The organism is Vibrio sp. PID17_43 (assembly GCF_002608565.1).
Taxonomy (GTDB): Bacteria; Pseudomonadota; Gammaproteobacteria; order Enterobacterales; family Vibrionaceae; genus Vibrio.
The window spans coordinates 134,368-146,615 of record NZ_LIXM01000007.1 but is presented as its reverse complement, the minus strand read 5'-3'; the positions used below and the strand labels follow the sequence as shown (position 1 = coordinate 146,615).

Sequence of the window (12,248 nt, the reverse complement as noted above, 5' to 3'; positions counted from 1 at the left end):
AATCAAAAGCAGTCAAAGGTAGTATTGGATGTTAACCGCCCTCATCATTGATGATGAACCATTCGCTCGTGAAGAGCTGGCAGAGCTATTAGACGAAACTGGTCAGATTGAGGTCATTGGCAATGCGCCAAACGCCATCATCGGTCTGAAGAAAATCAATGAACTCAAGCCAGATGTGGTGTTTTTAGATATTCAAATGCCTCAGGTAACAGGCATCGAGCTTTTGGGCATGTTGGATCCAGACACCATGCCTTATGTGGTATTCGTGACCGCTTATGATCAGTACGCTATCCAAGCGTTTGAAGACAATGCATTTGATTACTTGTTAAAACCTGTCGATCCTTGCCGATTAACTAAGACGGTCAAACGCTTAAACAAAGTCGTGAGTCAATCTGCTCTTACCCAATCGTTTACTGCCATTGCACCAGAGAGCCTCGATCAAATCCCATGCATTGGCCACAACCGCATTGTGATCATGGCAACTGACACGGTTGAGTGCGCTTACAGCGACATCAGCGGTGTGCATGTACGCTCGAATAGCCAAACCGCCTGTACACAATTAACGCTAAAAACCTTGGAAGAAAAGACGCCATTGGTGCGTTGTCATCGTCAGTACTTGGTGAGTATTAAAGCGATCAGCGAGATTAAGCTGTTAGAAAATGGGTTGGCTGAAATCACCACCAAAACAGATTTTGAGATCCCCGTCAGCCGCCGTTACCTTAAAGTACTCAAAGAGACACTGGGTATTAGCCACTAATACGAAAAAGAATCCGATCAAAAAAGGCGACACCTGGTCGCCTTTTCATAAGTATTCGAGCGTATTAATCAACTTGCTTGATTTGCAGCTCTTTTGGCACTTCGAAAAACATATTTTCTTCGCGGCCAAGCACTTCATCAACAGATCGCGCCCCCACCAATTCTTTGATGCGCTCTAGGATCTGGTTTACCAGCTCTTCAGGTGCGGATGCGCCAGCAGTCACGCCCACTTTTGATTTGCCTTCAAACCACTCTGGCTTGATGTCTTCAGGGCAATCGGTCAGGTAACCCGGCGTGCCTAGCTTCTCTGCAAGCTCTTTGAGTCGTGTTGAGTTCGATGAGTTCTTAGAGCCGACAACGATCATTACATCCACATCACCTGATAGTTCACGCACCGCATCTTGGCGGTTCTGCGTCGCGTAACAGATATCGTCTTTACGTGGTCCCTGGATCTCAGGGAATACGCGACGCAGCTCTTCAATCACGTCAGCCGTTTCATCAACAGACAACGTGGTTTGGCTAACGTAATGCAGATCGGATGGATCTTTTACGATCGCTTTTAACTTCTCAACGTCTACTGGCGTTTCCACCAAATACATGCCGCCAGTCTCGCTTGAGTACTGACCCATTGTTCCTTCCACTTCAGGGTGACCAGCATGACCGATCAGCACCACTTCCATATTACGGCGGCTTGCACGCGCTACTTCCATATGGACTTTGGTTACCAATGGGCAAGTTGCATCAAATACCGTTAGATCGCGCGATTTCGCTTCTTGGCGAACCGCTTGTGACACACCATGAGCAGAGAAAATCACAATGTTGTTGTCTGGCACTTCGCTTAGCTCTTCAACAAAGATAGCACCACGTTGCTTTAAGCCCTCAACGACAAAACGATTGTGCACCACTTCATGACGAACATAGATTGGCGGCTGATACATCTCTAGCGCACGTTCTACAATGCTAATCGCACGGTCAACACCGGCACAAAAACCACGTGGGTTAGCTAACAGGATTTTCATTTCATTGCTCATGGAAGTTATCTTTTATTGGGTTCGCTATTCTACTGACAAAATTTCGACTTCGAAAGTCACGTCTTGCCCCGCGAGTGGATGGTTAAAGTCCACCGTAACTGAATCTCCAGCAATTTCAGTGATAATGCCTGGAATTTCCATACCATCTGGGCCACTAAACGCCATGATCGTGCCGACTTCAACTTCCGCTTCGCCAACAAACTTAGTGCGGTCCATATGGTGAATATGGTCTGGGTTCGGCATGCCAAAGGCGTCAGCAGCTTTCAATTCAATTACCTTTTGTTCACCGACCTGTAAACCAACCAAACACTGCTCAAAATTTTTGCTTAAGCTACCATCCCCCATAACAAATTTAGCCGGTTTGCCCATATTGTGAGTACTATCAGCGACTGAGCCATCTTTCATCTTGATGGTGAAATGCAGTGTTACTGCCGAATCATTATTTATTATTGTCACGTTACTGCTTCCTTGTTCTTGGGTATTTCCGCGTTTATTTTTAATCTTTTCTTATCAAGATGCCCTGATTGAGCTCCAACATAATAAAAAGCGCCGTCCGAATCAACGGACGACGCTTAGGGTTATTCTATCTATCGCAAAGATTATTGCTCTGGGGTCTTTTTACGGAAACCGTCGAGGATGATCATTGCCGCACCAATACAGATAGTGGTATCCGCTAGGTTGAATGCTGGCCAATGGTAGTTACCCCAGAAGAAGTCTAGGTAATCAACAACAAAGCCGTGAACAACACGGTCAAATACGTTACCCACTGCACCACCAATGATCATGGCATAAGCGATATTGTTCCACTTCTCTTTGGCTGGCAGTTTGCTCATCCAGTAAGTTAAAAGACCCGTCACGATAAACGCAATGCCAGTGAACAGCCAACGTTGCCAGCCCGCTTGATCACTCAAGAAGCTGAATGCCGCGCCATAGTTATGAACGTACAGTAGGTTGAAGAATGGCAGCACCTCAATGCGGTTGGCCCATCCGTACCCCATGTTATCCATCACCACCAGTTTAATGCCAATATCAGCAATAAAGATCACAACGGCTAGCCATAGCCAGCGAACCCCAGATTGCTTTAACGTCAGTGCTTTTTCACTCATTACTTTACCTACAAACAGCCCCAGTAAATACTGGGGCTGTCAAATTTAAAAAAAGTTCAGTCGTTCTAGGTAATTACGCGAATTTACGTACTTCACCTTCACCATCAACGTTTGATACGCAACGACCACAGATCTTCTCATGGCCTGAGATGGTGCCTACATCTGGCGTGTGGTGCCAGCAACGGTCGCACTTCTCACCTTCTGCGGCTTTCACTTCCACAAACAGACCTTCAATGTCTGTTGCTTGTGCTGCGTCAGACTTCTCACTTAGTGGTTTCACTTTAGCGCCAGAAGTGAGCAATACGAAACGTAGTTCATCTTCTAGTCTGTTGATTCTCGCTGCGAGAGCATCATCAGCAAACAGCGTCACATCTGCCTGAAGCGCACCACCAATGGTTTTCTCTTTACGAGCGTCTTCAAGAAGTTTGTTTACTGCACCACGAACCGCTTGGACCTCAGTCCAGAATTCGTTGTTCAGCTCTTCACCTTCAGCAAGACCGAATAAACCATCGAACCATTCACCCGTGAATACGAACTTGTCGCGGCTCTCTCCAGATGGAAGTAACGCTGGCATTTCGTTCCAGATTTCATCTGCAGTGAACGACATGATTGGCGCCATCCAACGAACTAGTGCTTCTACGATGTAGTAAAGTGCCGTCTGACAGCTACGTTGAGCGTGACCACCCTGCTTCGCTGTGTACTGACGGTCTTTAATTACGTCTAGGTAGAATGAGCCCATTTCGATAGAACAGAACTGCATTAGACGTTGAGTTACTGCGTGGATGTTGTACTCATCGTACGCTTTGATGATCTCTTCTTGCGCCGCTAGTGCACGACCCACTGCCCAGCGATCTAGCGCCACCATTTCCTCTGCAGGAACGATGTCTGTTGCTGGGTTAAAGCCGCTTAGGTTCGCAAGGAAGAAACGCGCAGTGTTACGAATACGACGGTACGCATCAGCAGAACGTTTTAGGATTTCATCCGATACCGCAACTTCACCCGTGTAGTCTGTAGAAGCAACCCATAGACGCAGGATGTCTGCACCTAGCTTGTTGGTTACGTCTTTTGGTGCTACAACGTTACCGATAGATTTCGACATTTTACGACCGTGACCGTCAACCACGAAACCGTGTGTCAGTACTTGCTTGTATGGCGCTTCGTCTTTCATCGCGATAGATGAAATCAGAGAAGATTGGAACCAACCACGGTGTTGATCAGAGCCCTCTAGGTATAAATCCGCGCTGTTGCCGTTGTACTCTTCACGAGCATCAACCACAGAGAAGTGCGTTACACCTGAATCGAACCATACGTCTAGCGTGTCGAGCACTTTTTCGTACTGATCCGCTTCGTCACCAAGCAGTTCTGCTGAATCAACATCCCACCATGCTTGAATGCCTTTCTCTTCAACCAACTGAGCAACCTTCTCGATAAGCTCTAGTGTGTTTGGATGAAGTTCTGCTGTTTCTTTGTGAACGAACAGCGCAATTGGCACACCCCAAGTACGTTGACGAGAGATACACCACTCAGGACGACCTTCAATCATACCTTCGATACGGCTTTGACCCCACTCAGGCATCCACTCAACACTCTTGATTGACTCAAGTGCTTTTGCACGTAGGCCAGCTTGGTCCATAGACACGAACCATTGCGGAGTTGCGCGGAAGATGATTGGAGTCTTATGACGCCAACAGTGCGGGTAGCTGTGCTCGTAAGCGTGGTGGTGCAGTAGTGCACCTCTTTCTTTTAGCACCTCTACGACGGCATCGTTCGCTTTAAATACGTGCTGACCAGCAAACAGCTCAGTGTCTGGTAGGTAAACACCATTTGAGCCTACTGGGTTTGCTACTTCTAGGTTGTATTTGTTACCAACCGCGAAGTCTTCTTGACCGTGGCCAGGAGCCGTGTGAACAACACCAGTACCAGAATCCGTCGTAACGTGATCGCCTAGGATCGCCGGTACCGTGAAATCGTAGAATGGGTGTTGGAACTGAGATAGCTCAAGGTCTGCACCTTTCGCAAAGCCTAGATTATGGAAGTGCTCGATTCCCGCACGATCCATTACGTCTTTCGCCAATTCAGCAGCAACAATGATGCGCTCAGGCTTGCGTTCTGATGCTTCGTCACCTTCAACTTGGATAAGCACGTATTCTAAGTCATCACGTAGACATACCGCGCGGTTTGCAGGCAGTGTCCAAGGCGTGGTTGTCCAGATAACGATAGATACGTCACCTTGACCTTCATGACCTTCAGTCAGTTCAAACTTAGACAGAAGTGCCGCTTCGTCAGCCGCTTTAAAGCGCACGTCGATAGATGGCGATACTTTATCTTTGTATTCCACTTCGGCTTCAGCCAGTGCTGAGCCACAGTCTGTACACCAGTGAACTGGTTTGAAACCTTTCAGTAAGTGACCTCGGCTTGCGATCTTACCAAGTGCACGGATGATATTCGCTTCAGTTGCGAAATCCATTGTACGGTATGGCTTATCCCACTCACCCATGATACCAAGACGCTTAAAGCTCTCTTTCTGGCCTTCAACCTGACCTGCCGCATATTCACGACATTTCTCACGGAATTCAGCAGCCGTCACTTTTTGGCCGGGTTTGCCAACTTTCTTCTCTACCATCAGTTCGATTGGCAGACCGTGACAGTCCCAGCCTGGAATGTATGGTGCGTCAAAACCTGAAAGTGTTTTGGATTTAATAATAATGTCTTTAAGAATCTTGTTTAATGCGTGACCAATGTGAATGTCACCGTTCGCGTATGGAGGACCATCGTGCAGTACGAATGACTTTTTGCCTTTCTTAGCCTTACGGATTTCACCGTAAAGATCTTCTTTGTACCAACGCTCAAGCATTTCTGGCTCACGATTGGCCAGGTTACCGCGCATTGGAAACCCTGTTTCAGGTAAGTTCAGGGTATCTTTATACTCACTCATCGATTCTTAATTCCGTTATATTGGGCGAAAATTAGACATTATGTTCAGCGGTGGAATAAACCGCTCAACGCTCAAGCTGATGTAGCCACACCCTTGCTACTTCAGCATCCAATTCAATTTGTTGTTTAAGTGCTTCAAACGACTCGAACTTTTGCTCATCTCTAAGCTTATGTAAAAGTTCAACTTCTAGCTGTTTACCATACAAATTAGCGTGAAAGTCGAATAAGTGTACTTCTAACTGCTGACGAACGCCATTGACCGTTGGTCGTTGACCAATATTAGCGACGCCACCAATCGGCTTATCTCCTAAACCAAGCGCTTGAACAACATAAACTCCGGAAACCGGAGATACACAGCGTTTCAAAGGAAGGTTCGCGGTAGGAAACCCGATGGTTCTACCTAGCTTTCTCCCATGAGAAACGCGACCGCTGATACTGTAATCTCTTCCCAGCATCTCCTTAGCGGACTGCAAGTCATTACGAGCCAATGCTTCTCTTATCGCTGTACTGCTGACTCGTAATCGCTGTAAACAAAAACTTTGGGTACTGACGACTTCAAAGCCGTAGTTTTTCCCGGCTTCCTGTAACATCGCAAAGTTTCCCGTTCGACCTTTACCGAAGCAGAAATCATCGCCAACGACAAGAAACTTAACACCCAATCGCTCAACCAACAAGTCACGGATAAACTGTTCCGCCGTTAGGTCTGCAAAATGACGATTGAAGTTAACACAAAGCAAACGGTCGATATCGAGCTTACTTAGCTGCACAAATTTGTCTCGCAGCCGCGTCAACCTTGCTGGTGCCTTATCTCGAGCAAACAGCTCCATCGGCTGAGGTTCAAAGGTCATCACAACCGAAGGCAACGACAGTTTCTCCGCTTGATCAGACACTTGCTGCAATACTTGTTGGTGACCTCTATGTACACCATCGAAATTGCCAATAGTCAGCACGCACCCATGATGGCGCGACTTAATATTGTGAATACCTCTTATCAGTTCCATTGGATACGGCTTCATGCCCCTGTTATACTTTGCTCTGTGTCAAACCGACGGATTATATACCAATCAACCTTATTCTGTCCCAGCTTTTAGGTCTTTAAAGCGCACTCCGAGTAAAAACACCACCGCTAAGTATACAGCAGCACCTAACCCAATGAGCATTGCTAATACCCCACTGCGATGAACAAAGCTCCACTCTAGCCATACGGACATGTCCTCAAGTTGCCATAAAATAGCGGCAACCATCGCGGCGCCAGCAACCACTAAACGTCCAATAAATAGGATGGTACGCTTAGTAATTTGATAAACCCCCGCCAAATGCAAACCACGATACAATAAAGCCATGTTCACAAAAGCCGACAGTGCGGTCGCAATAGCCAGGCCAACATAACCGTAGAACCAAGCAAAAATAGCGTTGAAGACCATATTCGTCACCATGGCTACGATGCCGTATTTCACTGGTGTTTTGGTATCTTGACGAGAGTAGTAACCTGGTGCCAATACTTTGATCAGCATAAAATTCAGCAAGCCTGATGAATACGCCAATAAAGATAGGGAAGCTTGGTGAACATCTTGCGGTGAAAATTCGCCACGCATAAATAGCACCATCAACATTGGTTTTGCTAATACCATCAAACCAAGCATTGCAGGGATCCCCAACAGAGTCACCATACGAATCCCCCAATCCATCGTATGCGCAAACCCTTCACTGTGAGCGTCTACGTGTTTACGTGACAATGCAGGCAGAATGACGGTCGCAATTGCGATACCAAACAGGCCTAATGGGAATTCCAACAAGCGATCTGAATAGTACAACCAGCTGATCGAACCGGTTTGGAGAAAGCTGGCAATAAAGGTGTCAAACAGCAAGTTGATTTGGCTAACCGAAACACCAAATAAAGCAGGGATCATCAACGTGCGGATTTTAACGACACCCGGATCGCGCCAGCCCCATTTCGGCTTAACCATCACTCCCGATTTAATAAGGAAAGGAATCTGGAATAAAAACTGAACCAAGCCACCAAGGAAAACGCCTATCGCGAGGCCGATTTCAGGTTGCGACATTTGCGGCGAGATAAACCAAGCCGACAAAATGATCATCACATTCAGAAAGACAGGAGTAAAAGAGGAAACCGCAAACTTACCTAATGTATTGAGAATCGCTCCAGATAGCGCGACAAAAGTAATGAACCACAGATAAGGGAAGGTGATTTTGAGCATCACACTCGCGAGCTCAAACTTTTCCGCCGATGGGCCACTATGCATCCAATCTAAGAACCAACCAAAACCAAATAAAGCGGTAACGACGCCAGAACCTAGCACCCCCAAAATGGTCACTATCGAAACAATGACACCGAGCGTACCCGCAGCACGAGCAATCAGCTCGCGGGTTTTATCCATATCGCCTTGAGCGTGGCTTTCGGTCAAGACCGGTACAAAAGCCTGAGAAAACGCACCTTCCGCAAACAGACGGCGTAAAAAATTAGGAATTTTATTCGCAAAGAAGAAGACATCAGCACTTGCGCCTGCCCCCATTAAATTCGCTACTACCACGTCACGCACTAGGCCGAGAACGCGAGAAATTAGTGTCATGGCACTGACGATCATGCCTGACTTGAGCAGTCGTTTACTCACTTTAACCTCGGTATATCACCTTAATATAGCCAACCCTATACCGCTAAGCCTTTGAAAGCACCAAATGGGCGTTAGAAATATATCCATTTATTGTCAGATCTAAGCGGATAATTATTAGCATTGGTCTAAAAATACTGTTAGAATCCCCGCCATCTTAACCGCGATGACCTTTCTTACCAAAACTTGTTTTGGTTTCGATGGGTTTTTGCACAAATCATTTGACATTTAGGCGCAAATGAGGGATAGTCCTCGCCCTTAAATTGTCATAGAAATAAGTTTTTGGGAGTTAGACCCTTGGCAAATAGTAAATCTGCTAAGAAGCGCGCTATCCAAGCTGAGAAACGTCGTCAGCACAATGCTAGCCGTCGCTCAATGATGCGTACTTACATGAAGAAAACTGTTGCTGCTATCGAAGCAGGCGACAAAGAAGCTGCAACTGCTGCATTCGCTGCAGTTACACCTATCCTAGACCGCATGGCGACTAAAGGCCTTGTTCACAAGAACAAAGCAGCTCGTCACAAGTCTCGTTTCGCTGCGCAAATCAAAGCTCTATAATAGAGAATTGGTTATACAGTGAAGAAAAAACCGGCTTTTGCCGGTTTTTTTATATCCAGATTTTGCGAAAGCGCAAAATCAAAGTAATAAAAAAGCTGGCAATGCCAGCTTTTCTTGTATGCGACGAGCGTTCTATTCGTTGTCTTCGCAGTAGAGAGCATGAAGTGTCTTGATCAGTGCTTTCACTTCATCACTTTTCAACGTGTAGTACACCGTTTGCGCTTCTTTTCTCGTCGTAACTAACTCATCGCGACGAAGCCAAGCTAAGTGTTGAGACAATGCCGATTGGCTTAGTGCTAATTTTGCACACAACTCCCCAACGGACAGTTCTTGATTAAGAAGTATACAAAGAATTTGTAAGCGTCTTTCGTTTGCCATCGCTTTAAGCAACACGACGGCTTTCGCGGAGTTTTTCTCCATTTCTTGTAGATTCATATGTTGGGCCTCTAGCTACAACCTACTTACTCCAACCTTGGCCAGTTTGTTGTGTTACAAATATCGTATAATTTACGCTTATAATTTTGTCGATAGTAATCTATTTGTTTGGGCAACGAAATGGATTCACTCAAACATTTGACTAAAATCTGCGTCACAAACGTTCTTTACTGCGGGGTGTTGAATCATTCGTTCAGCAAAAATGACGTAATACTCTTCTTTTAAATCCTCGACATGCCCGATCAACTGTAAACTGCGATCATCTTCAACCTCTGACATGTATACCGTTGGTGCCAAGAAAATCACATCATCACGGTAACGAGCAAAAGCTTTCATTAATGCCACATCATCAAACTCGCCAAGAACATCCGGTTGCAAACCTTGCCTATCAAACCACTGCAAAACTTTACGCCCCATCGCCGTACGGCTTGCTGGGATCAGAAGCTTCTTGTTCTCCAATATATCCGGAAATTTAGCGTCTGGGATGTCTGAAGAGGCAAAAAAGCTCATACTACTCTCACCAAGTTTCTTGCTGTACAGACCCGGGCTTTGGGTCGAATCCACCGGGCAGTCAGACAAAATCATATCCAGTTTGTGCTGAGATAAGCGTTCTAATAACAGTTCATGGGTCGATTCATAACAGCGCAGGTGAATGCTGTTATCTTCTGGTACCGTTGTCATAAGAACTTTACTAACCAAACGCTTAGAAAGTGCATCGGCAACGCCAACTTCAAACAAGATATTGGAATGCTGGCTGTAGTTGACGATATCAAGCATTTCGTAACTCAAACCAAACATACGGTCTGCATATTTAAATACCAATTGCCCAAGCTCCGTCGGCTCCACTGTGCGACCGTTACGCTTGGTCAACTTACCTTTCATTCGATCTTCCAGCGCTTTAATTTGCCCGGTCACCGTCTGAGGCGTTAGGAATAAAGCATCCGCCGCTTTAGTTACAGACCCTTGCTTGCAAACCATCCAAAAGTAATAAAGGTGATTGTAATTTAAATGTGACATAGCCTATTCCGAAAAAGAAGGTGACACTTTTTATACCAAATGTGACAGCAACAAACAACAAACTCGACAAAACCTACATAAATTGCCGGTTACTTATACTTTTACCGAAACAAAGACATTCACACTGTCATAAAAGTAAAACCCCAAAGCACACTTTCGTACGGAAATGAAAATCAACACCCCATTTAAATTGTGACTTTTTAATTTAAAAATCAATAACTTAACTTGAAATGAATTTTTATTAACCACTAACTATCAAAAAGAACAATAAAAAATCCCTATAGAAAGCGAACTGTCATATTACTGAAATATTTCATCTCTAACATCGCCCCCAGATTCAACAACAGACCAAATAAACGAACTGAAAGGTCCACGGAGAAAATTATGATGAACCAAGCTACTTCAACAGCAGCGCCAATTTCGAGTACGACTCGCTGGTTACGCTGGGCTAACTTGGCATTCATGTTATATCTGCTTCTTCTAGCAGTATCTATGGTTGGTAGCGGCTTCAAATGGGCAACTGGCGATCAAGCTAAAGTACTATTTGAATTTGCGTCTCACCCAATCGCAGGTCTAATGATCGGTTTGGTGGCTACAGCCCTAATCCAATCTTCAAGTACCGTAACTTCTATTATTGTAGGTTTGGTTGCAGGTGGTCTACCTGTAGAAACCGCGATTCCTATGGTAATGGGTGCGAACATCGGTACAACGGTAACGAATACTCTTGTTTCACTTGGTCACGTACGTTGTAAAGACGAATTCAAACGTGCCTTTGCAAGTGCAACGATTCATGACTTCTTCAACCTACTTGCTGTAATGATCTTCCTTCCACTGGAGATGATGTTCGGCATTCTAGAGAAAGTGTCTCACTGGTTGGTATCACCTCTGCTAAAAACAGGTGATATGAGCATGGGCGGTTTTGACTTCATCAAACCAATCACTAAGCCAGTTGTAAGTGCGATTAAAGAGCCTCTATCGACATTTGGTGACACCATGGGTGGTGTAGCCCTGATTGCTCTAGGTATCGGTACTATCTTCGTTGCTATCACCGTAATGGGTAAGCTAATGAAGAGCCTAATGGTTGGCCGTGCTCGTGATATCCTTAAGAATGCAATCGGTCGTGGTCCTATCCACGGTATCGTATCGGGTTCAGTTGTAACGGTACTTGTTCAGTCTTCTTCTACGACAACAAGTCTAATGGTTCCGCTGGTTGGCTCAGGTGTTCTGAAAGTACGTGACATTTACCCGTTCACTCTAGGTGCTAACATCGGTACATGTATCACGGCATTACTCGCAGCAACTGCAGTATCTGGTGAGTTCGCCGTATTCGCATTACAAATTGCACTCGTACACCTAGCGTTCAATATTTTGGCGACACTGTTCATCTTCGGCATCCCATTCTTACGTGAGATTCCAGTGAAATGTGCTGAGCTGATTTCTGAAATGGCAGTTAAAAACAAAGCCGTAGTGGCCGCTTACTTGCTAACGGTTTTCCTAGTACTGCCAGGCTCAATTCTTGCTCTGACAGTATAAAAATACGATTACCATCACTTATTTCTAAGCCCGCGACCTTGGTTGTGGGCTTTTTTTTGTTGGTTGTCTTACCTTCCTTCATCACTCTAAAGGAATGACAGAGAAAGAAATCGCAACAACAGCGAACTGGCTTCAATCTATACGTTGCTCTAAACCACTTTTCCACCGCAACAGGCAAGTCACTGACTGTTCCGAGTTGGTCTTAGCGCCATACCTGCAGCGAAGTAATAGGAAGATTCTCTTTCATA

At 45.5% G+C, this 12,248-nt stretch carries 11 protein-coding genes; 3 read left to right on the top strand and 8 right to left on the bottom strand.

Translation table 11 applies throughout. From position 1 onward, the window contains the following. Positions 1-28: 28 nt before the first annotated feature. A complete protein-coding gene (gene btsR, locus AK965_RS06920) occupies positions 29-757 on the top strand; it encodes a two-component system response regulator BtsR (protein ID WP_099078933.1) in 729 nt (242 codons plus the stop codon). A gap of 64 nt (positions 758-821) precedes the next feature. Here btsR and ispH read toward each other — a convergent pair whose 3' ends face one another. From ispH to murJ, 6 genes are all read right to left on the bottom strand, one after another. Further along, positions 822-1,787, bottom strand: a complete 966-nt coding sequence (gene ispH / locus AK965_RS06915; RefSeq protein ID WP_172438095.1) for a 4-hydroxy-3-methylbut-2-enyl diphosphate reductase — start codon at positions 1,785-1,787, stop codon at positions 822-824. Between the two features lie 24 nt (positions 1,788-1,811). Beyond that, a complete protein-coding gene (gene fkpB, locus AK965_RS06910) occupies positions 1,812-2,243 on the bottom strand; it encodes an FKBP-type peptidyl-prolyl cis-trans isomerase (protein WP_099078932.1) in 432 nt (143 codons plus the stop codon). Between the two features lie 143 nt (positions 2,244-2,386). Next, positions 2,387-2,893, bottom strand: a complete 507-nt coding sequence (lspA, locus tag AK965_RS06905; RefSeq protein WP_099078931.1) for a signal peptidase II — start codon at positions 2,891-2,893, stop codon at positions 2,387-2,389. Between the two features lie 73 nt (positions 2,894-2,966). Next, positions 2,967-5,828 (bottom strand): isoleucine--tRNA ligase, encoded by a 2,862-nt coding sequence (gene ileS / locus AK965_RS06900; RefSeq protein ID WP_099078930.1) that lies wholly within the window; start codon positions 5,826-5,828, stop codon positions 2,967-2,969. Positions 5,829-5,892: 64 nt separating this feature from the next. Then, on the bottom strand, positions 5,893-6,828 hold the full coding sequence (ribF, locus tag AK965_RS06895; protein WP_099078929.1) for a bifunctional riboflavin kinase/FAD synthetase: 936 nt from the start codon (positions 6,826-6,828) through the stop codon (positions 5,893-5,895). 69 nt (positions 6,829-6,897) lie between these two features. Further along, on the bottom strand, positions 6,898-8,460 hold the full coding sequence (murJ, locus tag AK965_RS06890; RefSeq protein WP_099078928.1) for a murein biosynthesis integral membrane protein MurJ: 1,563 nt from the start codon (positions 8,458-8,460) through the stop codon (positions 6,898-6,900). Between the two features lie 294 nt (positions 8,461-8,754). Here murJ and rpsT point away from each other — a divergent pair, with 294 nt between their 5' ends. After that, positions 8,755-9,015, top strand: coding sequence for a 30S ribosomal protein S20 (gene rpsT / locus AK965_RS06885; protein ID WP_005440571.1), 261 nt, complete (start codon positions 8,755-8,757; stop codon positions 9,013-9,015). A gap of 132 nt (positions 9,016-9,147) precedes the next feature. Here the strand turns inward: rpsT and AK965_RS06880 are convergent, their stop codons facing one another. Both AK965_RS06880 and nhaR read right to left on the bottom strand, forming a co-directional pair. Beyond that, positions 9,148-9,450 carry a metalloregulator ArsR/SmtB family transcription factor gene (locus AK965_RS06880; protein WP_099078927.1) on the bottom strand — a complete coding sequence of 101 codons (303 nt, stop codon included), beginning with the start codon at positions 9,448-9,450 and terminating at the stop codon, positions 9,148-9,150. A 126-nt stretch (positions 9,451-9,576) separates the two neighbouring features. Continuing rightward, positions 9,577-10,467, bottom strand: coding sequence for a transcriptional activator NhaR (gene nhaR, locus AK965_RS06875; protein WP_099078926.1), 891 nt, complete (start codon positions 10,465-10,467; stop codon positions 9,577-9,579). Positions 10,468-10,851: 384 nt separating this feature from the next. Between nhaR and AK965_RS06870 the strand changes: the two genes are divergently transcribed. Then, positions 10,852-12,000, top strand: coding sequence for a Na/Pi cotransporter family protein (locus tag AK965_RS06870; protein ID WP_099078925.1), 1,149 nt, complete (start codon positions 10,852-10,854; stop codon positions 11,998-12,000). Positions 12,001-12,248: the final 248 nt, after the last annotated feature.

Excerpts from the sequence above, each read along its gene's own strand:
- ribF (WP_099078929.1), bottom strand. The coding sequence starts at position 6,828 with ATGGAACTGATAAGAGGTATTCACAATATTAAGTCGCGCCATCATGGG.
- AK965_RS06880 (WP_099078927.1), bottom strand. The coding sequence starts at position 9,450 with ATGAATCTACAAGAAATGGAGAAAAACTCCGCGAAAGCCGTCGTGTTG.
- nhaR (WP_099078926.1), bottom strand. The coding sequence starts at position 10,467 with ATGTCACATTTAAATTACAATCACCTTTATTACTTTTGGATGGTTTGC.
- AK965_RS06870 (WP_099078925.1), top strand. The coding sequence starts at position 10,852 with ATGATGAACCAAGCTACTTCAACAGCAGCGCCAATTTCGAGTACGACT.
- lspA (WP_099078931.1), bottom strand. The coding sequence starts at position 2,893 with ATGAGTGAAAAAGCACTGACGTTAAAGCAATCTGGGGTTCGCTGGCTA.
- ileS (WP_099078930.1), bottom strand. The coding sequence starts at position 5,828 with ATGAGTGAGTATAAAGATACCCTGAACTTACCTGAAACAGGGTTTCCA.
- btsR (WP_099078933.1), top strand. The coding sequence starts at position 29 with ATGTTAACCGCCCTCATCATTGATGATGAACCATTCGCTCGTGAAGAG.
- ispH (WP_172438095.1), bottom strand. The coding sequence starts at position 1,787 with ATGAGCAATGAAATGAAAATCCTGTTAGCTAACCCACGTGGTTTTTGT.